The 20064-nt window shown below is 68.8% G+C and carries 18 protein-coding genes and 1 pseudogene; 11 read left to right on the top strand and 8 right to left on the bottom strand.

The features are described from left to right. Positions 1-104 precede the first annotated feature (104 nt). The 7 genes from IEX88_RS13600 to IEX88_RS13570 form a co-directional block, all read right to left on the bottom strand. A complete protein-coding gene (locus tag IEX88_RS13600; RefSeq protein WP_188851515.1) occupies positions 105-1571 on the bottom strand; it encodes an aldo/keto reductase in 1467 nt (488 codons plus the stop codon). Between the two features lie 68 nt (positions 1572-1639). Further along, the gene (gene kynA / locus IEX88_RS13595; RefSeq protein ID WP_188851512.1) at positions 1640-2509 is read right to left on the bottom strand and encodes a tryptophan 2,3-dioxygenase; all 870 of its coding nucleotides are present in this window, start codon (positions 2507-2509) and stop codon (positions 1640-1642) included. Continuing rightward, a complete protein-coding gene (gene kynU, locus IEX88_RS13590) occupies positions 2506-3768 on the bottom strand; it encodes a kynureninase (RefSeq protein ID WP_188851510.1) in 1263 nt (420 codons plus the stop codon). Before kynU ends, kynA begins: the two co-directional genes overlap by 4 nt. A gap of 2 nt (positions 3769-3770) precedes the next feature. Then, the gene (locus IEX88_RS13585; protein ID WP_188851508.1) at positions 3771-4754 is read right to left on the bottom strand and encodes a branched-chain amino acid ABC transporter permease; all 984 of its coding nucleotides are present in this window, start codon (positions 4752-4754) and stop codon (positions 3771-3773) included. Next, entirely contained in the window at positions 4751-5665 is a 915-nt protein-coding gene (locus IEX88_RS13580; RefSeq protein ID WP_188851506.1) for a branched-chain amino acid ABC transporter permease, read from the bottom strand. The genes IEX88_RS13585 and IEX88_RS13580 overlap by 4 nt, the downstream gene beginning before the upstream one ends. Continuing rightward, positions 5662-6405: an ABC transporter ATP-binding protein gene (locus IEX88_RS13575; protein ID WP_188851504.1), complete on the bottom strand. Its 744-nt coding sequence runs from the start codon at positions 6403-6405 to the stop codon at positions 5662-5664. Before IEX88_RS13575 ends, IEX88_RS13580 begins: the two co-directional genes overlap by 4 nt. Then, a complete protein-coding gene (locus tag IEX88_RS13570; RefSeq protein ID WP_188851502.1) occupies positions 6402-7103 on the bottom strand; it encodes an ABC transporter ATP-binding protein in 702 nt (233 codons plus the stop codon). Before IEX88_RS13570 ends, IEX88_RS13575 begins: the two co-directional genes overlap by 4 nt. 439 nt (positions 7104-7542) lie before the next feature. Here IEX88_RS13570 and IEX88_RS13565 point away from each other — a divergent pair, with 439 nt between their 5' ends. The 5 genes from IEX88_RS13565 to IEX88_RS13545 are packed head-to-tail and all read left to right on the top strand — an operon-like array spanning position 7543 to position 11398. Next, positions 7543-8235, top strand: coding sequence for a GntR family transcriptional regulator (locus IEX88_RS13565; protein ID WP_244640171.1), 693 nt, complete (start codon positions 7543-7545; stop codon positions 8233-8235). Continuing rightward, positions 8232-8591, top strand: coding sequence for a TIGR04076 family protein (locus IEX88_RS13560; RefSeq protein ID WP_188851498.1), 360 nt, complete (start codon positions 8232-8234; stop codon positions 8589-8591). The genes IEX88_RS13565 and IEX88_RS13560 overlap by 4 nt, the downstream gene beginning before the upstream one ends. A gap of 1 nt (position 8592) precedes the next feature. After that, entirely contained in the window at positions 8593-9642 is a 1050-nt protein-coding gene (locus IEX88_RS13555) for an aldo/keto reductase (protein ID WP_188851496.1), read from the top strand. Then, positions 9639-10115, top strand: coding sequence for a hypothetical protein (locus IEX88_RS13550; RefSeq protein ID WP_188851494.1), 477 nt, complete (start codon positions 9639-9641; stop codon positions 10113-10115). The genes IEX88_RS13555 and IEX88_RS13550 overlap by 4 nt, the downstream gene beginning before the upstream one ends. Before the next feature lie 14 nt (positions 10116-10129). Further along, a complete protein-coding gene (locus tag IEX88_RS13545; RefSeq protein ID WP_188851492.1) occupies positions 10130-11398 on the top strand; it encodes an ABC transporter substrate-binding protein in 1269 nt (422 codons plus the stop codon). Between the two features lie 82 nt (positions 11399-11480). Here IEX88_RS13545 and IEX88_RS13540 read toward each other — a convergent pair whose 3' ends face one another. Further along, positions 11481-12242, bottom strand: coding sequence for a helix-turn-helix transcriptional regulator (locus IEX88_RS13540; protein WP_244640188.1), 762 nt, complete (start codon positions 12240-12242; stop codon positions 11481-11483). A 147-nt stretch (positions 12243-12389) separates the two neighbouring features. On the opposite strand from IEX88_RS13540, the gene IEX88_RS13535 reads away from it, so the two are divergent. From IEX88_RS13535 to ltaE, 6 genes and pseudogenes are all read left to right on the top strand, one after another. Beyond that, positions 12390-13283, top strand: a complete 894-nt coding sequence (locus IEX88_RS13535; protein ID WP_188851487.1) for a proline iminopeptidase-family hydrolase — start codon at positions 12390-12392, stop codon at positions 13281-13283. Between the two features lie 66 nt (positions 13284-13349). Further along, the gene (locus IEX88_RS13530) at positions 13350-14288 is read left to right on the top strand and encodes an ABC transporter permease (protein WP_188851485.1); all 939 of its coding nucleotides are present in this window, start codon (positions 13350-13352) and stop codon (positions 14286-14288) included. Between the two features lie 74 nt (positions 14289-14362). Further along, positions 14363-15160, top strand: coding sequence for an ABC transporter permease (locus IEX88_RS13525; RefSeq protein WP_188851876.1), 798 nt, complete (start codon positions 14363-14365; stop codon positions 15158-15160). Beyond that, positions 15157-17102, top strand: a pseudogene (locus IEX88_RS27280) (dipeptide ABC transporter ATP-binding protein); the annotation flags it as partial. The gene IEX88_RS13525 and the pseudogene IEX88_RS27280, both read left to right, overlap by 4 nt. 164 nt (positions 17103-17266) lie before the next feature. Further along, positions 17267-18742 (top strand): ABC transporter substrate-binding protein, encoded by a 1476-nt coding sequence (locus IEX88_RS13510; protein ID WP_373289593.1) that lies wholly within the window; start codon positions 17267-17269, stop codon positions 18740-18742. Between the two features lie 255 nt (positions 18743-18997). After that, on the top strand, positions 18998-20023 hold the full coding sequence (gene ltaE, locus IEX88_RS13505; protein ID WP_188851477.1) for a low-specificity L-threonine aldolase: 1026 nt from the start codon (positions 18998-19000) through the stop codon (positions 20021-20023). Positions 20024-20064 lie beyond the last annotated feature (41 nt).

The following is a 20064-nucleotide window of genomic DNA, read 5'->3' as shown; positions in this document are numbered from 1 at the left end:
GTCAATCGGCTCTAGGATGCTGTCCGACCGGTGTTCCCGCGATGATAGCAAGGGTGGCGGCCGGCGCAATAGAAGTGTCCTTCCCGCACCGCCAAGGCGCTGCCTCAGTCGCTCTGGACCACCGCCTCGGCGTCGATCTCGACCGCGTAGTCGCCGACCAAGGCGCCGACGGCGAGGAGCGTATTGGCCGGGCGGATGTCGCCGAAGAAGCGGCCATGGGCACGCGACACCGCCTCCCAGTCGGCGACGTCGCTGAGATAGACGCGCGTGCGCACGACGTCCTCCAGGGTACCGCCGAGCGCCTTCAGGCTGGCGGCGATCTTGTCGAGCACGTAGGTCGCCTGCGCGCCCGCATCGCCCGGCGCGACGATCCGGTCGGCGCCATGCGTCGCGGTGGTACCGGAGACGAAGATGCGGTCGCCGTCGCGCACGGCGCGGCTGTAGCCGGCGAGCGGCTCCCAGATGCTGCCCGACGAGACGCGGCTGCGGCCCGGCCGGCCGGGAACTGGCTCGGCCGTGAAGACGGAAGGGATGGCGTCGAGGTGGTGGCTGAGGTCGCCGGAGGCCGTGAGATAAGGCGGGCGGCGGTACTCGTCGCCGCAATCGCCCGGGATCGGCGCCATGCCGGCCAGGGCCGCGGCAAGGCGCTCGCGGTCTTCGGCGTCGAAGGCGAGATCGAACAGGGCCAGATTGTCGGCGCGGTGCTCGCGCTCGCCGATGCGGGCCCCGACGATGACGCCGGCAACGGCGGGATGGTCTAGCACCCAGCGCGTCGCGACATTGGCGATCGAGGCGCCGTGCTTGCGGCCGATCTCGGCGGCGGCTTCGAGCACCGTCTGGAACGCCGCCCAGCCGCCGGCGGCGTCGATGAAGCGCTTGTACTTCATGCCGCTCCAGTCGCCGATCGCCGCTGGCTCGGGCTTGCCGAGCCAGCGGTCGGAGAGGAAGCCGCCGCAGAGCGTGCCGTAGGCGAGGAGCCGCGCGCCGGTGGAGGCGCAGATGGCGGAGAGCGGACCGGCGGCACGGCGGTCGATCAGCGAAAAGGACACCTGGTCGGTGACGACAGGGATGCCGTCCGCGACGGCCAGCGCGAGATGGGCAGCGTCGACATTGGTGAGGCCGATCGCGCCGATCTTGCCCTCGGCCTTGAGGTCCTTGAAGACGTGCAGAGCGTCCAGCCAGGCGGGGTGCTCGAACGACCACCAGTGCAATTGCAGGAGATCCACCTTCTCGACGCCGAGGCGCTGCAGCCGCTCCTCGACGCCGGCGCGCACGATCTCGGGCGTCATCGGGCCGGGCTGCGGGCACCACTTGGTGAAGGCGAGCGCGCGCGGTCCGGTCCGGGGGCGCGACAAGAGACGCCCCGTGACGATCTCGGCGCTGCCGTAGTGGTCGGCCATGTCAAAAGTGTCGAAGCCGGCATCGGCATAGGCGGCGAGCGCATCGGCGGCCTTGTCGACGTCGAGCGGCGTGCCGGAGCGCTCCATGTCGGCGACCTGCCAGAGGCCGGTGATCACCCGGCTGATGGAAAGGTCCGGGGTCAGCGCATAGCGCTCGGGACGGTCGGTCATGGAGATCTCCAGAAGAGTGTGGTGCTGCCGCCCTGTCCGCGTTGCCACGCGGCGACGGGCTGGCGGCGTCAGATGCGGGTGCGCACGTCCCAGAGCTCGGGGAACAGGCGGACCTTCAGCATGGATTCGAGATAGTTGACGCCGCTGGTGCCGCCGGTGCCGCGGCGAAAGCCGATGATGCGGGCGACCGTCGTCATGTGGGCAAAGCGCCAGTTGCGGAACGCCTGCTCGAAGTCGACCAGTTTTTCGGCCAGGTGATAGAGCTCCCAGTGCGTGTCGACATCGCGATAGACGGCGAGCCAGGCGTCCTCCACCGAGGCGTCGGCGGCATAGGGTTTTGTCAGGTCCCGCCCGAGATGCGCCGGCGCTACGGCAAAGCCGCGCCGCGCCAGGAGGCGCTGGACGGCATCGTAGAGGCTGGGTTCGCGCAGCAGTCCATCGAGGATCGCATGCAGATCCGGGCGGTGGGCGTGCGGCAGAAGCATCGCTTCATTCTTGTTGCCGAGGATGAACTCGACGGCGCGGTACTGGTGCGACTGGAAGCCCGAGGATTTGCCGAGGAGGTGGCGAAATTCCATGTATTCGGCGGGCGTCAGCGTCGCCAGCACGTCCCAGGCCTGGATCAGCTGCAGGAAAATGCGGGCGACGCGCGACATCCGCTTTTCCGCCTGGCCGAGCCGGTCGGCGTCGATCGCCTCGCGGGCGCCCTTCAGCTCGTGCAGGATCAGTTTGAGCCAGAGCTCGGTGGTCTGGTGCTGGATGATGAACAGCGGCTCGTCATGGTGGTCGCTGACCGGGTGCTGCGCCGTCAGCAGCTGGTCGAGGGAGAGATAGTCGCCATAGGACATCTCGCCGGCCAGGGAGAGATGCGCGCCGTCGCGCTCGGCGACGCCCGCGGCGAGCGACGCCGGCCCGGAACCCTTGTGGGTCTCGTTCATGTGACGGCCCTCTGCACGTTGAATTCCGGCCGCTTCCACTCTTCGACTGCCAGCACGGCCTGCAGCTCCCTCGCCGCGTCGAAGGCATCGACGAAGCGGGTGTAGAGCGGCGTGAAGCCGAAGCGCAGGATGTCGGGCGCACGAAAATCGCCAATCACGCCGCGCGCGATCAGCGCCTGCATCACTGCATAGGCGTGGGGGTGGGCGAAGGACACCTGGCTGCCGCGCCGGGCAGCGTCGCGCGGGCTCGCCAGCGTCACGCCGAGCGCGCCGGACGTCGCCTCGACGCGGGCGAGGAAGAATTCGCAGAGCGCGACGGATTTCTGCCGGAGCGCCGCCATGTCGACGGCGCCGAAGAGATCCAGCGCCGCGTCGAGCGCGCTCATCGACAGGACGCCGGGGGTGCCGGTGAGAAAGCGGTCGATGCCGGGCGCCGGCGCATAACCGGGCTCGAAGCGGAAGGGCGCGGCATGCCCGAACCAGCCGGACAGGGGCTGGCGCGCTTCCGCCTGGTGGCGGGGCGCGACATAGAGGAAGGCCGGCGCGCCGGGCCCGCCGTTCAGATATTTGTAGCCGCAGCCGACGGCGAAGTCGGCATCGGCACCGGCAAGGTCCACCGGCAGGGCGCCGGCCGAATGGGCAAGGTCCCAGACCGTCAGCGCGCCGGCGTCATGGGCCGCCTGCGTCAGGGCCGCCATGTCGTGGACCAGCCCAGAACGGTAATTGACGTGCGTCAGCATCAGCACGGCGACGCTGTCGTCGATCAGGCCCGGCAGCTCGTCCGCGCTGTCGGCGAGGCGCAGCTCGTGCCCCCTGGCCAGAAGCGCGGCCAGGCCCTCGGCCATGTAGAGATCGGTCGGAAAGTTCGAGCGCTCGGAGACGACCACGCGGCGCTCCGGGCGCAGCGTGGTCGCCGCGGCGAGCACCTTGAAGAGGTTCACGGAGGTCGAGTCGGTGGCGACGATGGTGCCCTCGGCGGCGCCGACCAGCTTGGCGATCTTGTCGCCGACGCGGCGCGGCAGCTCGACCCAGCCGGCCTCGTTCCAGGAGCCGATCAGCCCCTGCCCCCATTCGGCATCGACGACGGCGCGGACGCGGTCTCGCACGGCATAGGCGAGCGGGCCGAGCGAGTTGCCGTCGAGATAGAGGATGTCGTCGGGCAGATGAAAGCCGGCGCGCAGCGGCGCCAGCGGGTCGGCGCGGTCGAGCGCCTCGGCGTCGGCTCTGGTCGTCGGACGGGAAAGGGGAATGATCGTCATCGTCAGGCCTCTGACTTCGTGTCGTCGGGCCGCGCCGCGCCCGGTCCGAGATGGCGGGACACCGTCCGGCGCTCGCCGAGAATGCCGCGCGGACGCAGCAGAAGAATGACGCAAAGGGCGACGCCGATGAGCACGATCTGCAGCGAGGCGGCCCGCGCCTGCTCGGCGGCCGGCACGAGGGCGCCGATGACCGAGCCGGACAGGGCCCAGAGCCCCCAGACCAGCACGGCGCCGAGGATGGCGCCGAGATGGTTGCCCGAGCCGCCGACGATCAGCATGGCCCAGACCTGGAAGGTCATCAGCGGCAGATAGTTCTCCGGTGCGATGAAGCCGATGAAATGCGCCTGCACCGCTCCGCCCAGCGCCATCAGCGCGCCACCGACGACAAAGGCCTTCAGTCGGAAGCGGACGGCGTCCTTGCCGAGCGAGACCGCCGCCGCCTCGTCCTCGCGGATCGCCCGGAGCACGCGGCCGAAGGGCGAGGCGCCGAGGCGCTCGACGACGAGGTAGACGGCGAGAAGCAGAGCGGCGACTAGGCCGAGATTGGCGAGGCCGAAGCGCAGGGGATCGCCGGCAAGCGAGGCGAAGGGGCGCGGGATGAAGCCCATGCCGAAGGGGCCGCCGGTGACGCTCTCCCAGTTCAGCGCGACGAGCTGGACGCTGACGGCGAAGCCGAAGGTGGTGATCGCCAGATAGTCCGAGCGCAGGCGGATGGTCAGCCAGCCCAGCGCGTAGGAGAGGAGCGCCCCCGCGGCGATCGCCGCCAGCCAGCCGAGCGGGATCGGCAGGTCGAAGCCGCCGAGGCGCCCCGCTGCCAGCGGCGTCGTCAACAGGCCGGAGACATAGGCGCCGATGGCGACGAAGCCGGCGACGCCGACATTGAACAGGCCGGTCTGGCCCCATTGCACGTTCAGGCCGATGGCGATGATCGCGTAGGACAGAGCGATGGTGAGGAAGAAAGCGCCGTAGCCGAGAAGGTCGATCATCCGCGCAGCCTTCCGAGAATCCCTTGCGGGCGCAGGACGAGGACGGCGGTGAGGATGACGAAGCCGACGGCCGCGCGCCATTCCGCGCCCACCGTCTGCACCGCCAGCGCCTCGCAGAGGCCGACCACTAGGCCGCCGATGATGGCGCCCGGCACCGAGCCGATCCCGCCGAGAATGGCGGCGGCAAACAGCGGCAGCAGCAGGTCGAAGCCCATATAGGGCCGGATCTGCACCAGCAGCCCGGCCATGACGCCGGCGGAGGCGGCGAGCGCCCCGCCGAGGAACCAGACCGTGCGGATCACCCGGCGCACGTCGATGCCGACGATGCGGGCCAGCGCCGGGTTCTCGGCGACGGCCCGCATCTGCCGGCCTGTCGCCGTGCGCGTGAGCAGGAGATGCACGCCGAGGACGAGCACGGCGGTGAGTCCCAGCATCAGGAGCTGGTCGGGCGTCGCCCGGAGGCCGCCGCCGAGCGGCAAAGCAATCTGCAGCTCGCGGGTGAAATAGGCGGGCTTGGAGGTGAAGACGAATTCCAGGAGGCTGCGCAGCGCCATCGAGGCGCCGAAACTGGCGATGACCATGATGATCGTCGCCGAGCCCCGGCGGCGGAAGGAGGCGAACAGCGCCGCGTCGAGAGCCACCGCAAGGCCGCCGGTCAGGAGCGCGGCGAGGACGGCGGCGACCGGCAGCATCCAGCCGAAGGAAAAGGGCCCGAGCGGTGAAAGGCCGACGCCGAGTGCCCCGGCAAGGCCGGTCGCCACGGCCAAAGCGGCATAGGAACCCCAGGCGATGAATTCGCCATGGGCGAAATTGGCAAAGCGCAGGATCGAGTAGGTCAGCGTGACGCCGATGGCGCCGAGGCCGATCATCGATCCGGCGATGGCGCCGTCGACGAGGAACTGCGCGTTCATGCCGGCTCTCCCTGCGCCGCGTGGCGGCCGAGGAACATCTCGCCAAGCCGCGGATCGTCGGCGAGCGGCGCCGCCGGCCCCTCGTGCACGATGTGGCCGTCGGCCAGCACCAGCGCGGTGTGGGCGACGGCCAGCGCGGCGCGGACGTTCTGCTCGACGAGGAGGATCGCGACGCCCGCGGCGTTGATGCGCGTGAGCGTGGCGAAAACCTCGCCGACGAGTTTCGGCGAGAGGCCGGCGGAGGGCTCGTCGAGAATGATCACCTGCGGCTCGACCAGAAGGGCACGGGCCGTCGCCAACATCTGCCGCTGGCCGCCCGACAGCGCGCCGGCGATCATCGAGCGGCGATGGGCGAGGTCGGGAAACAGGGCGTAGACGGCCTCGATCCGCTCCGCCCGCCGGCCCGCCGGCAGGATGCCGGCGCACAGCCGAAGGTTCTCGTCGATGCCGAGGCTGGCAAAAATGTTGTCGTTCTGCGGGACGAAGGCGAGCCCGGCGCGGATGAGCTCATGCGCGGGCACTTTCGTGATGTCGCGGTCGCCCAGGGCGATGCTGCCGGAATGGACCGGCACCAGGCCGGCCATGGCCTTGACGAAGGTCGACTTGCCCGCCCCGTTCGGCCCGAGAATGGTGGTGAAGCCGCCGGGCGCCAGCGCGAAGTCGACGCCCTTGACTATCGGCAGGTCGCGCTCGTAGCCGGCGACGAGAGCTTTGGTCGACAGGACGGGAGAGGCGTTCATGCCGCTGCTCCGCCGAGATAGGCGCCGATCACCTCGGCATTCCTCACGACCTCGTCGGGGCTGCCCTCGGCCAGCCGCCGACCCTGTGCCATCACCAGCACGCGCGGGCACAGCCGGCGGATCATGTCCATGTTGTGCTCGATCAGGAGCACGGTCATGCCGCGGGCGTTGATGGTCGCGATGCGGTCTATCATGAAGTCGAGCAGCGCCGGATTGACGCCGGCCGCCGGCTCGTCGAGGAGAACGATGGCCGGATCGGCCATCAGGGCGCGGCCGAATTCAAGCAGCTTGCGCTGTCCGCCGGAAAGCACCCGCGCCTCCTCGTCCTGCAGCCGCGCGAGCTGCAGGAAATCGAGAAGCTCGCGCGCCCGCTCGACCGCCGCCCGCTCCTGCCGCGCCACCTCGCGGGGCCTGAAAAAATTGCCGAGCAGCGTCTCGCCGACCTGGCCCTGCGGCGCCGCCAGCATGTTTTCGAGGACGCTCATCGCCAGGAACGGCCGCGGCAGCTGGAAGGTGCGGGCAAGGCCCCGGCCGACGCGCCGGGAGGCCGCCTCGCGCTCGACGGAGACACCGCCAATCGCGATGCGGCCGGCGTCGGGCCGGAGCGTTCCGGCGATGAGGTTGAACATCGTGGTCTTGCCGGCGCCGTTCGGGCCGATGAGGCCGAGCATGCCGCCGGGCTCGATCGCGAGCGACATGCCGTCGACCGCGCGGACACCGCCGAAGGCGATGGAAACACTCTCGACGGCAAGCGCAGCCGGCGCCTGGGAGGCGCGCGCTGGAGACCGCGTCCCGCCGGCACCCGTGCTTGGGTATGCGGAACCGGTCGACCCGTCGCCCTGCCCTGGAGAACTGGCGAAATCACTCAAATCCCGGCGCCCCCTACCAGACCCATACCGCGCTGATCATGATCTTTGATCAAACTTTACAGTCGAAAGCTATTCGGCTAGCCTTTTATTGGCAAGCAATAATGCACGCTGAAAAATGAGGCAGTCCGGACATGCCGCTCGCCCCCTCGCCCGTCGCCGGCCAGGATTTCGCCGCGTGAGCGCTCGCCTTCCCATCCCCTCTATCCGCCGTGACAATCCTCTTCCGGACGCCGGCCCTCGTCGCCTTTATCCGTCCACCGGTCTCTCCGTGATCGCACCCGTCGAACGCCGGACGGTTCAGCAACGTGTCTATGACGAACTCCGCCGGCTCCTGATCGAGGGCCAGTTCGAGGCCGGCGAGCCGCTGCGCATCCAGACCGTGGCGGCGCGGCTGGAAACCAGCACCATGCCCGTACGCGACGCGCTGGGACGCCTCGTCTCGGAACGCGCCCTGGAGGCGCTGCCGAACCGTTCCGTGCGAGTGCCGCTGGCGACGCGCGAACGTCTCGACGACGTCGCCGCGGCGCGCAGCCTCGTCGAGGGCGAGGCGATCCGGCTGGCCGTGCCGCGGCTTTCGGACGAGGAGATCGCCTTTCTTCGGGAGATCACCGAGGCCTATGACGCGACCATGGCGTCCGGCGGCGACCACGGCCACCGCGCCGCCTACAACCACGCCTTCCATTTCGGCATCTACCGGGCCTGCGGCTCGACGGTGCTGCTGCCGATCATCGAGAGCCTGTGGCTGCAGAGCGGCCCCTTCATCCGCGCCTCGGCCAACATCTACGACGGCGGCGACGGCCTGTCGGCGACACACCACCACTGGCACATCCTCGCCGCCCTGGAGAAGGCGGATGCCGACGGCGCCGTCGAGGCGCTGCGCCGTGACATCGGCCGCGCCTTCGACCTCCTGCGCGAGCGCCTGCCCGCGGCGACGGACCTCAACGAGGAAGCAGACGCATGACTCTCGCCACCGACCCGGACGACGGCTTTTCGCTTTACGATCTGAAGATCGAGGTGGTCTGCCCGCCCGGCGCGACGATATACTGCGGCGCCAAGCCCGGCGACCATTTTGAGCTGCGCGGCGAAATGCTGCATCTGCCGGAAGGCCAGGGATTCTCGATCTACTCGCTCGCCGCCGTCCTGCCGCTGCTGGCGGCCAAGCAGCGGCCGACGCATCGCAACGACTGGATGACCAGCGACGCCGAGGTCGCCTGCCCCGATCCGAACTGCCCGACGCGGCTGCGGATCACCCGCCTCGGCCTTCGCCGTTTCAGCCATGCGGCGACCACGGCCGTGCCGCTCGCCAGGGAATACTGACATGCTCACCACAACCCTCTCGCCCGACCACCGCCTCTCGCGCGTCATCCGCGGCAACTGGCAGCTCGCCGGCGGCCATGGCTCGGTCGACCGCGACGCCGCCGTCGGCGACCTCATGGCCTTCGCCGAGGCCGGCATCACCACCTTCGACTGCGCCGACATCTATACCGGCGTCGAGGAGATCATCGGCACCTTCCGCCAGCGCCTGCTCGCCGAGCGCGGTCAGGCGGCGTTGGATGACATCCGCGTGCACACAAAATTCGTGCCCGACCTCGACAAGCTCGCCGAGATCGACCGGCGCTCGGTCGAGGCGGCCATCGACACCTCGCTTAAGCGGCTGAACGCCGAGCAGCTCGACCTCGTTCAGTTCCACTGGTGGGACTATGCCGCGGACGGTTGGCTGGAGGCGGCGGGCTGGCTCGGCGAGCTGAAGCAGGCGGGCAAGATCCGCAATGTCGGCGGCACGAATTTCGACACGCCGCATCTGACCGCCATGCTGGATGCCGGCGTGCCGCTGGTTTCCATGCAGGTGCAGTACTCGCTTCTCGACGCCAGGCCCGAGCGGTCGATGGTGGCCGTCGGGGCCGAGCGCAGCGTGCAGCTCCTCTGCTACGGCACGGTCGCCGGCGGCTTTCTCAGCGACGCCTGGCTCGGCGTCCCCGAGCCGGCCGAGCCGCTCGAGAACCGGTCACTCGTGAAGTACAAGCTGATAATCGACGAGGCCGGCGGCTGGGAAGTCTTCCAGGCGCTGCTGCGGACGCTGCGCAGCGTTGCCGACCGGCACGGCAGCGACATCGCCACCGTCGCCAGCCGCTGGGTGCTGGACCGGCCGGGCGTCGCGGCAGTCATCGTCGGGGCGCGCAACCGCAGCCACCTCCCCGCCAATCTCGCCATTGCCGACCTCGTGCTCGACGCCGCCGACCATGCGGAGATCGAGGCCGTCCGCGCGAAAATGCTGCCGGCGCCGGGCGACGTCTACACGCTGGAGCGCGACCGCGAGGGACGGCACGGGTCGATCATGCGCTACACGATCAATAGCGAGGACGCGTGACCGCGGCAGACGCCCATCCTGGCGCTGCGGCGCCGGCCGACCTCGGCGCCCTGGCGCTGGCCGAGGTCGTGGCGTGCCACGCCTTCTTCGTCGATTGGTATGCCGGGCGACTGGGCGAGGCTGCGCTGACCGACCGCCTGACAGCCTTCTCGCCTGACTTTCTGCGGATAGCGCCAGATGGCCGGGAGGTGCGCTTCGCCGATCTTGACGGCTTCCTGTCCGCGCGCCGGGCGGCGAAGCCGGACAATTTCGCCATCCGCATTGAGGACGGCCACACCGTCTGGCAGGATGACCGGGCGGCGCTCGTCTCCTATGTCGAATATCAGCAAACCGGCGCCCTAGAGACGCGCCGGCGCTCGACCGCCCTCTTCCTCGCCTGCCCCACGGCACCCCACGGTGTCCTGTGGCGGCATCTCCAGGAAACCACGATCCAACCCAACGGGTCCGCAGGGAAAACCCCCTCGGCCGAGTGAAAGGACTGCGCGCCATGCACGTCAAGTTTCTCCTGTCGACCGCGCTCTGTGCCGGGGTCCTTTCCGCCGCGGTCCCGGCGCTTGCCGCCGACTGCACCACCACCGTCGGCATGGTAATGGAGCTGACCGGTCCCGCCGGCGAATATGGCCAGGCCGGCGCGAAGTCCGTCGACATGGCTTTCCGCGACATCAACGAGGCCGGCGGCGTCAACGGCTGTCAGCTCGCCAGCGACACCCGGGACTCGCAGAGCCAGGGCAATGTCGCCGTCGACCAGGCGACGCAGCTCGTCAACGTCGCCAAGGTGCCGGTCATCATCGGCGGCATCATCTCCTCGGTGTCGATCCCGATCCTGACCTCCGTCACCGCGCCCGCCGGCGTGCCGCAGGTCTCGCCCGCCTCCTCCTCGCCGACGCTCACCGACCTCGCCCGCGACGGCAAGACGAACGGCGTCTTCTTCCGCACCATCACGTCGGACGCGCTGCAGGGCACCGCGGCGGCGAAATACGCCATCGACCAGGGCCTGAAGAAGCTCGCCGTCGTCCACGTCAACAACGATTTCGGCGTGAACATGCAGCGCGAATTCGAGAAGGCGTACACCAAGCTCGGCGGCACGATCACCTCGGTCACGCCCTATAACGAGAAGCAGTCGAGCTACACCTCCGAGGCCACCGCCGCGATGGCGGGCGAGCCCGAGGGCCTCTACCTCATCAGCTATCCCGTCGACGGCGCAACCATCGCCAGGGCCTGGGTCTCGCAGGGGGGAGCGGCAACCTTCCTCCTCAACGACGGCATGAACTCCTCCGACTTCATCGAGGCGGTCGGCGCGAAATATCTCGAAAACGCCTACGGCACCTCGTCCGGCACCAGCCCGACCAAGTCGACGGAATATTTCAACGCGAACTACGAGGCCTTCTCCGGCGGCATCAAGCCGGACGCGCCGGCCGCCGACCGCTCCTACGACGCCGGCGCCATCGTCGGCCTCGCCATCGCCAAGGCCGGCAAGGCCGAGCCCGCGGCGATCAAGGCGGCCATTCCGCAGGTGGTCGATCCCGCGGGCGAGCCGATCTTCGCCGGCCCCGAGGAGTTCAAGAAGGCGCTCGGCCTCATCCAGGAGGGCAAGCCGATCCGCTACGAAGGCGTCATCGGACCGGTCAATTTCGACCAGTACGGCGACATCACCGGCCCCTTCCGCCTCTGGAAGATCACCGGCGGCGAAGTGACGACGACCGGCGAGATGTCGGCCGACGCCGTCACGGCGCTGAAGGCCGACCTCGAGAAGTAAGCACGACCGCCCGCGATGGCTTTGCCGTCGCGGGCGCCTCGATAGCGGGAACGACCGATCGCCGCACCCTCAGAGGGCCGTTTCAGCCGAGAAACCGGTAGTGCGCGGCGCGGGCGATCATCTGGGCTCGGTTGCGGGCCTGCAGTTTTCGCGCCGCGGCGTTAAGATGCATCACGACGGTCGCGGCCGAGCGGCCGAGTTTCAGCGAGATCTCCTTGGCCGACAGGCCCTCGGCGGCAAAACGCACGCATTCCGTCTCGCGCGGCGTCAGCCGTACGGCCACGGACTGGCGCTCGCGCACCCCGAACAGCGGCTCGTTCGCGGCATGGAGCGCGTGGGCGAGGACGGTGAAGCCGCCGAGATGAACGTCGGCCACCCGGTCGAAATCGGCATCCGCATCCTGGCAGATCCCCGTCACCGTGGCGCAGCCGCCATCCGGCAGGTGCACCGGCACCGTCATGCCACAGGTTATCCGGGTCGCGTGGACATAGTCCACGACCCGTTCGTGGTCGGCGTTGAGGAAGGGGTTGAGGACCGTCCGCCCTTCCCGCCGGTAGCTCCAGACGAAAGGCTTCGGCGAGCGGAAGGCGAGCTGCTGGACCGGGTCGATCTGGTAATAGCCGCCCTCGCACCAGAGCGGGCCGAAATCCTCCGGCACGGCGCGCATTCCCAGCACCGACGGGTTGATGAGATCACCCTCGTGCGAGAAGCGGACCGGCGTGTAGTCGTAGATCAGGGATGTCAGCCCGAAATCGGCGGCGACGCCATGGGCCAGCGCCATGCGCTCGTCGAAACTTTCGGCCGCGGAAAGCACCGCGTCGATCTCACAGGCATGGTGCAGCATCGGAGCCAAAGGGGTTCTGCCAATATTTTCAGCACGATTACATTCTGGGCGAAGTCTGGCAAGGTGACCCTATCGATTGTGATAGCTACGCAGCGCGGTGCGACTCCGCCTAGGTTCCGTCGATCAGCGATTTGAAGGACATGACCGATGTGGCGTGAGATGGCACCCGACGAGACCAGGACGATCGAGGTCCAGGGGCACAGCATCGTCACCTACAGTTTCGGCAGCGGAGACGACGTCGTCTTCTGCCTCAACGGCGGCCCGGGCCTGCCCTGCGACTATCTGCGCGACTCGCATTCCTGCCTCGTTGACCAGGGCTACCGCGTCGTCGCCTTCGACCAGCTCGGCACCGGAAAATCCGACCGGCCGACCGACCCGGCGCTGTGGACGATCACCCGCTATGTCGAGGAGGTGGAGGCGGTGCGCCAGGCGCTCGGGCTCGGGAAGGTTCATCTCGTCGGCCAGTCCTGGGGCGGCTGGCTCGCCATCGAATACGCGCTGACCTATCCGCAGGCGCTGAAGACGCTGGTGCTGGAGAACACCGCCGCCGACATCCCGCATCTCGTCGGCGAGCTGAACCGGCTGCGCGAGGCGCTGGGCTCGGAGACGGTGGCGATGATGCAGCGGCACGAGGCCGAGGGCACTTTGTCGCATCCGGAGTATCAGGCGGCGGTGACGCTCCTCAACTACCGCCATGTCTGCCGGCTCAGCGATTGGCCGGCGCCGGTGAAGCGCTCCCTCGACGACTGGAACATGGGACCCTACGAGACGATCCAGGGGCCGAACGAGTTCACCTACACCGGCAACCTGAAGGACTGGAACCGCGTCCCGGACATGCACGCCATCACCGTGCCGGTGCTGATCACCGTCGGCCAGCACGACGAGCTGACGCCGGCCTGCGCCATGCGGATGAAACTCGCTCTGCCGGACGCGGAGCTGAAGGTGTTTCCCAATTCCAGCCACATGCCCTTCTTCGAAGAGCCGGCGGCCTTCTTCCCCGTGCTGATCGACTTTCTCGCCCGCCGCGGGGGCCGCGCATGATCGCAGGCCGCACTCCGCGCCGCGAGGTGATATTGCCGCCACCGATCGCTTGGGCGACAGTCTGACATGCACCGCTTCCGCTTCGTCCTGACGCGCCCCTTCCAACTGATCCCGGTCCTCTTCGGGATCAGCCTGATCACCTTCGTCCTGGTCCGCTCGATCCCGGGCGACCCGGCCCGGCTGATCCTCGGCACGCGGGCGACGCCGGCGGCGCTGGAGCGCATCCGCGCCCAGTTCGGCCTGGATGAGCCGCTCTGGCTGCAGTATTTCTATTTCCTGAAAAACCTCGCCAACGGTGAGATGGGCAAGTCGATCCTCTACAAGATCGACGTTCTCGGCCTCGTCGCCGACCGGCTGGAGCCGACGCTGGTGCTCGTCGTCGGCGCCGTCATCCTCTCCGTCCTCATCGCCGTGCCGCTGGCGACGCTCGCTGCGAAGAACCGGGGCGGCGCCGTCGACCAGGCGGTGCGGGTGCTGTCGACGACCGGGCTCGGCCTGCCGAACTTCTGGCTGGCGATCATGCTGATCATCGTCTTCAGCGTGACGCTCGGCCTCTTCCCCGTCTCCGGCTACGGCCGCACGTTTGGCGACAAGCTGCACCACATGGTCCTGCCCTGGCTGACCATCGCGCTGTCGCTCTCCGCCGTCCTGACGCGCAGCCTGCGCGCCAGCCTCATCGCCGGCCTCGGCTCGGACGTCGCGCTCGCGGCCCGGGCCCGCGGCATTCCGGAAAGGATGATCTTCCGCCGCCACGTCCTGCCGAACGCCATCATCCCGACGCTGAACCTCCTCGCCGTCAACATCGGCTGGCTGATCGGCGGCACGGTGGTGGTCGAGACGGTCTTCGCCATTCCCGGCACCGGGCAATTGCTCGTGCGGGCCATCTTCTCGCGCGACTACATGGTGGTGCAGGGCGTCGCCATGGTGTTCGCCTGTGCCACGGTAATCGTCAATTTCCTCGCCGACATCCTGACCGTCGCGCTCGACCCGAGGGTGAAGTTTTGAGCGCGGTGCCGGGTGCCGTCCCGCACCCCGTTCCCGCCGTCGCACCGCCCCGCAGGCGCTCCCGCCTCGCCGGCCTGCCTCTGCCGCTTCTTGCCGGCGGCTCGCTGCTTCTCGCCTTCATCGTCGTCGCGCTGCTGGCGCCCGTCATCGCGCCCTACGACCCGATCGTCCAGGACGGCACGGCGCGGCTCGTCGCGCCCTCGCTCGCCCACCCTTTCGGCACCGACAATTACGGCCGCGACATCCTCTCGCGCGTCATCTACGCGACCCGCATCGACCTGCAGCTGGCCTTTCTCGGCGTCGCCTTCCCTTTCCTCATAGGCACGGCGATCGGCACCGTCGCCGGCTATTTCGGCGGCCTCGTCGACACGCTGCTGATGCGCCTCGTCGACATCATCCTCGCCTTCCCGTTCCTGGTGCTGATGCTGGCGATCATCACCGTCCTCGGCCCCGGTCTGAAAAGCTTCTACGTCGCGATGGCGCTGGTCGGCTGGGTTTCCTACGCAAGGTTGGTGCGGGCGGAGATTCTGATCCTGAAGTCGAGCGATTTCGCGCTCGCCGCCCGCAGCCTCGGCTACGGCCATGCCCGCATCATGTTCCGCCATTTGCTGCCGAACGCGCTGTCCGGCTCGATCGTCTTCGCCATGTCCGACTGCGTGCTGGTGCTCCTCGCCGGGGCCTCGATCTCCTATCTCGGCCTCGGCGTGCAGCCGCCCTCGGCGGAATGGGGCATCATGGTCGCCGAGGGCCAGGGTTTTATCACCCAGGCGGGCTGGATCTCGGCCTTTCCCGGCCTTGCCATCGTCGCGCTGGCCTTCGCCTTCAGCCTGCTCGCCGACGGTCTCGGCGAAAAGCTAGGAGCGCGGCCATGATCGCCCCGGATCTGACCCCGCCGCTGGCCCCCAAACCCGCCTCCGCGAGAACGCCTATTCTGTCCGTCGAGAGACTGACGGTCGAGAGCCATGACGGCACGACGCGCCGGGCCATCGTCGACGGGCTGTCCTTCGATCTTGGCGAGGGCGAGATCCTCGGGCTCGTCGGCGAAAGCGGCTCGGGCAAGACCATGGCCTGCCGCGCGCTGATGCGGCTGTTGACCTCGCCCAACCTGTCGATCTCGGCGGACGCCATCCGCACCGGCGGTCGCGACATCTCCAAACTCGGCGAGGCGGACTTCGCAAAGGTCCGGGGTCGCGAGATGGGGATGATCTTCCAGAACCCGTCGAGCCACCTCGACCCGGTCATGCGCATCGGCGAGCAGATCGCCGAGACGGTGCGGATCGCCAAGGGCGCCAGCCGGCGCGAGGCGAAGGCGGAGGCGGTTGAGATCCTGCGCCAGGTCGGCATCCCCGATCCCGTGGCGCGGGCCGAGGCCTATGCACACGAGTTCTCCGGCGGCATGCGCCAGCGCGCGATGATCGCGGTGGCGCTCGCCTCCGATCCGAAAATCCTCATCGCCGACGAGCCGACGACGGCGCTCGACGTGACGGTGCAGGCGCAGGTGCTCAGGCTGTTGAAGGACTTGCGCGACAAGCGCGGCATGTCGCTGATCTTCATCACCCACGATCTCGGTGTCGTCGCCCAGCTTTGCGACCAGATCGCCGTGCTCTATGCCGGCCGCCTCTGCGAAAAGGGGCCGGTGCGCCAGGTGCTGCGCCATCCCCGCCATCGCTACACGGCCGGCCTCATCGCCTGCCAGCCGGGCGGCGATGCCGGCCTCAGAAGGCTGCGCACCATCGACGGCCAGCCGCCCTCGCCCTTCGCCATGCCGCCCGGCTGCCGCTTCCACCCGCGCTGCAGCCACGCGACGGAGCGCTGCCGCAGCGAACAGCCCCGCCTGGTGCCGTTCGATCCCGGCGAAGTGGCGGCCTGCTTCCATCCGGTCGGCGATCCCTCGGGCCTCGGGGTGCCGGCATGACCGCCCGGCCGATCCTCGAGGTCGACGATCTCGTCGTGCGCTTTGCCGCCCCCGGCGGCGGGCCGCTGGGACTCGAGCGTCGCTATCTCCAGGCCGTGAACGGCGTCTCGCTGCGGGTCGAAGCCGGCGAGACGCTCGGCATCGTCGGCGAGAGTGGCTCGGGCAAGTCGACCCTCGGGCGTGCGCTCCTCGGCCTCGAAGCCAGCCATTCCGGCCATGTCACCTTCGACGACATCAGCGTCTCCGACGGGCGCCGTGACGCCCTGGCGCGGCTGCGGCGCGAGACGGCCATGGTTTTTCAGGACCCGGCCAGCGCGCTGAACCCGAAGATGACGGTCGGCGCGACGCTCAGCGAAGTGCTGCGGGTCCATCGCAAGGTGCCGCGCGGCGCGGAAGCCGCGCGGGTGGCGGAGCTTCTCAGCCTGGTCGGGCTCGATCCGGCACTCGCTTCCCGCCGGCCGGCGGCGCTCTCGGGCGGCCAGTGCCAGCGTGTCGGCATCGCCCGGGCGCTGGCGGTGGAACCGAAACTCGTCATCGCCGACGAGTGCGTCGCCGCGCTCGACGTGTCGATCCAGGGCCAGATCATCAACCTCTTCCTGGACCTGAAGGAAGAAATCGGCCTGACGCTGATCTTCATCGCGCACGACCTCGCCATCGTGCGCCGTCTCTCGGACCGGGTGGCAGTGATGTATCTCGGCCGCATCGTCGAAGAGGGCCCGACCGAGGCGGTGTTTTCCGCCCCGCGCCATCCCTATACCGCCGCCCTCATCGCAGCGATTCCCGAGATCGACCCGGACCGCGCCCTGCCGGCGGCGCCGATTGCGGGCGAGCCGCCGAGCCCGCTCGCTTTGCCGCCGGGCTGCGCCTTCCACCCTCGTTGCGCCTATGCCCAGGACGTCTGCCGGACCGGGCCGCCGCCGGTGCCGAACCGCGCCGACGGCCATGGCTGGGCCTGCATCCTGCCGCCCGGCAGCCTTTCCCCCTCACCCCTCCCGCCTCGCCTCCCCGCCCTCACAGGAGATTTCGCATGACCAGACAGCGTTTCCGCCTTCTCGCCGCCACCATGCTTGCCGGCCTGACCCTCGGCACTTCGATCGCCGAGGCCGCGGGCATCCTCACCATCGGCCGGCGCGAGGATTCGACCACTTTCGATCCCATCGCCTCGGCCCAGAACGTCGACAACTGGGTCTATTCCAACGTCTTCGATGTGCTGGTGCGCGTCGACAAGACGGGCACGAAGCTGGAGCCGGGCATCGCCGAGAGCTGGACCGTCTCCGACGACGGCCTGACCTACACGTTCAAGCTGCGCGACGCGAAATTCTCCGACGGCTCGCCCGTCACCGCCGAGGACGCGGCCTTCTCGCTCCTGCGCATCCGCGATGCCGAGACCTCGCTCTGGTCCTCGTCCTACACCATCGTCGACACGGCGGTCGCGACCGATCCGAAGACGCTGACGGTCACGCTGAAGGAGCCCTCGGTGCCCTTCCTCGCCTCACTGGCGCTGCCGAACGTCTCCGTCCTGCCGAAGGCCGCGATCGAGGCCGACGCGGAAGGTTTCGCCTCGGCGCCGATCGGCTCGGGCGCGTTTGCGGTGAAGGAATGGATCCGCGGCGACCGGGTGATCCTGGAGAAGAACCCGAACTATTGGGAGGCCGACAAGGTGAGCCTCGACGGCGTCGAGTGGATCTCGGTGCCGGACGATAACACGCGCATGCTGAACGTCCAGGCCGGCGAGCTCGATGCCGCGATCTTCGTGCCCTTCTCGCGCGTCGCGACGCTGAAGGAGGACAAGAACCTCAAGGTGACGCTCGATCCCTCGACCCGCGAAGACGCCCTCCTCATCAACCACGAGAAGGGCAAGCTCGGCGACAAGGCCGTGCGCCAGGCGCTGGACATGGCGATCGACAAGCAGGCGATCGTCGACGCGGTCACCTTCGGCATCGGCGAGGTCGCCAATTCCTACGTCCCGAAGGGCGCCCTCTACTACAACGCCGCCAATCCCTCGCGCCCCTACGACCCGGCCAAGGCCAAGGAAATGCTGGCGGCCGCCGGCGCGTCCGATCTCACCCTCGACTACAACGTCAAGGCCGGCGACGAGGTCGACGAGCAGATCGCCGTGCTCCTGCAGCAGCAGCTGCAGCAGGCCGGCGTGACCGTGACGATCAACAAGGTCGACCCGTCGAGCCAGTGGGACATGTTCGTCGCCGGCGATTTCGACGTCTCGGTCGGCTACTGGACGAATGACGTGCTCGACCCGGACCAGAAGACCACCTTCGTCCTCGGCCACGACACCAACCTCAACTACATGACCCGCTACAAGAACGATGACGTGAAGGCGCTGGTCGCCGAGGCGCGCACCGAGGCTGATCCGGTCAAGCGCGAGGCGATGTACGTGAAGCTGCAGGAGACGGCGAAGGAGGACGTGAACTGGATCGACCTCTATTACAGCCCCTACATCAACGTGACGCGCTCGAACATCGACGGCTTCTACCAGAACCCGCTCGGTCGTTTCTGGCTCGAGGACGTCGTCAAGAACTGACCGCCTTCCGGCCCGCCTCCCCGTGGCGGGCCGCCTGGCCGTGCCGGGCGAGACCTTCTCGCCCGGTCCTCCCGGATGCCGCTGTGGACGGGCCCGACGCTCGGTACGGCTCCCTCGCACTGCGCCCTGGATGCCACGGCGGAGCACGGAATATCACCGCGCCACTCCCCGATCCCGGGATAACCCTGTAAACGATTGACAATCCGAACCACGCGGGACTTCGTCAGGCTGACGAACCAACAGGGATTGCCAGGCATGTCGACCAATCAGACCGTGGATCTCAGAAGCGATACGGTGACGCGGCCGTCGCCGGAGATGCGGGCGGCCATGGCGAATGCGCCGGTGGGCGACGACGTCTGGGGCGATGACCCGTCGGTCAAGGAATTGGAGTCGGCCGTCGCGCATCGCGCCGGCAAGGCCGCGGCACTGTTCTTTCCGAGCGGCACGCAGAGCAATCTCGCCGCGCTGATGGCGCATTGCGAGCGCGGCGACGAGTACATCGTCGGCCAGGGCGCCCACACCTACCGGTTCGAGGGCGGCGGCGCCGCGGTGCTCGGCTCGATCCAGCCGCAGCCGATCGAGCACGATGCCGACGGCTCGCTGCCGCTCGGCAAGATCCGTGCGGCGATCAAGCCGATCGATCCGCATTTCGCCCGCACGAAACTGCTCGCTCTGGAGAACACCATCGGCGGCACGGTCCTCGACCCCGCCTATGTCGAGGCCGCCGGCGCCCTGGCACGCAGCGCGGGGCTCGCCTTCCACCTCGATGGCGCCCGCGCCTGGAACGCGGCGGTCGCCGGCGGCTTGACCATCGCCGAGATCTGCCGGCCCTTCGATTCGATCTCGCTGTGCTTCTCGAAGGGCCTCGGCGCGCCGGTCGGCTCCTGCCTCGTCGGCACGCCGGAGCTGATCGCGAAGGCGCTGCGTTGGCGCAAGGTTCTGGGCGGCGGCATGCGCCAGTCCGGCATCCTCGCCGCCGCCTGCCTCTACGCCCTCGACCACAACATCCAGAGCCTGGCCGCCGACCATGCCATGGCCCGGCGTCTGGCCGAAGGGCTGCACGGCATCGACGGCATCACCGTCACCCAGGCCGCGACGAACATGGTGATGCTGCATGTCGACGCGCCGATGCTGAAGCCGCTCGCCAGCGCGCTGCAGGGGGCGAACATCCTCGCCGCGGTCAGCCCGCAGATGCGGCTCGTCCTGCATCGCGACATTCCGCAGAACGGGGTCGAGCGGACGCTCGACGTCTTTTCCGCAGTCTCCCGTCGCGCCGCCTGATCTTCACGGTTTGAACTCGAACGCCAGGCCGAAGCCGTCCT

The sequence above is a fragment of the Aureimonas glaciei genome (assembly GCF_014643375.1).
GTDB lineage: Bacteria > Pseudomonadota > Alphaproteobacteria > Rhizobiales > Rhizobiaceae > Plantimonas > Plantimonas glaciei.
The sequence above is the reverse complement of the archived record's forward strand: the minus strand, read 5'-3'. Positions and strand labels throughout refer to the sequence as shown.

Coding starts and splice junctions, on each gene's coding strand:
- ltaE (WP_188851477.1), top strand. CDS start 18,998: ATGTCGACCAATCAGACCGTGGATCTCAGAAGCGATACGGTGACGCGG.
- IEX88_RS13570 (WP_188851502.1), bottom strand. CDS start 7,103: ATGTCGCTCGCGATCGAGCCCGGCGGCATGCTCGGCCTCATCGGCCCG.
- IEX88_RS13535 (WP_188851487.1), top strand. CDS start 12,390: ATGTGGCGTGAGATGGCACCCGACGAGACCAGGACGATCGAGGTCCAG.
- IEX88_RS13580 (WP_188851506.1), bottom strand. CDS start 5,665: ATGAACGCGCAGTTCCTCGTCGACGGCGCCATCGCCGGATCGATGATC.
- kynA (WP_188851512.1), bottom strand. CDS start 2,509: ATGAACGAGACCCACAAGGGTTCCGGGCCGGCGTCGCTCGCCGCGGGC.
- IEX88_RS13510 (WP_373289593.1), top strand. CDS start 17,267: ATGCTTGCCGGCCTGACCCTCGGCACTTCGATCGCCGAGGCCGCGGGC.
- IEX88_RS13560 (WP_188851498.1), top strand. CDS start 8,232: ATGACTCTCGCCACCGACCCGGACGACGGCTTTTCGCTTTACGATCTG.
- IEX88_RS13545 (WP_188851492.1), top strand. CDS start 10,130: ATGCACGTCAAGTTTCTCCTGTCGACCGCGCTCTGTGCCGGGGTCCTT.
- IEX88_RS13555 (WP_188851496.1), top strand. CDS start 8,593: ATGCTCACCACAACCCTCTCGCCCGACCACCGCCTCTCGCGCGTCATC.
- IEX88_RS13600 (WP_188851515.1), bottom strand. CDS start 1,571: ATGACCGACCGTCCCGAGCGCTATGCGCTGACCCCGGACCTTTCCATC.
- kynU (WP_188851510.1), bottom strand. CDS start 3,768: ATGACGATCATTCCCCTTTCCCGTCCGACGACCAGAGCCGACGCCGAG.
- IEX88_RS13585 (WP_188851508.1), bottom strand. CDS start 4,754: ATGATCGACCTTCTCGGCTACGGCGCTTTCTTCCTCACCATCGCTCTG.
- IEX88_RS13540 (WP_244640188.1), bottom strand. CDS start 12,242: ATGCTGCACCATGCCTGTGAGATCGACGCGGTGCTTTCCGCGGCCGAA.
- IEX88_RS13575 (WP_188851504.1), bottom strand. CDS start 6,405: ATGAACGCCTCTCCCGTCCTGTCGACCAAAGCTCTCGTCGCCGGCTAC.
- IEX88_RS13530 (WP_188851485.1), top strand. CDS start 13,350: ATGCACCGCTTCCGCTTCGTCCTGACGCGCCCCTTCCAACTGATCCCG.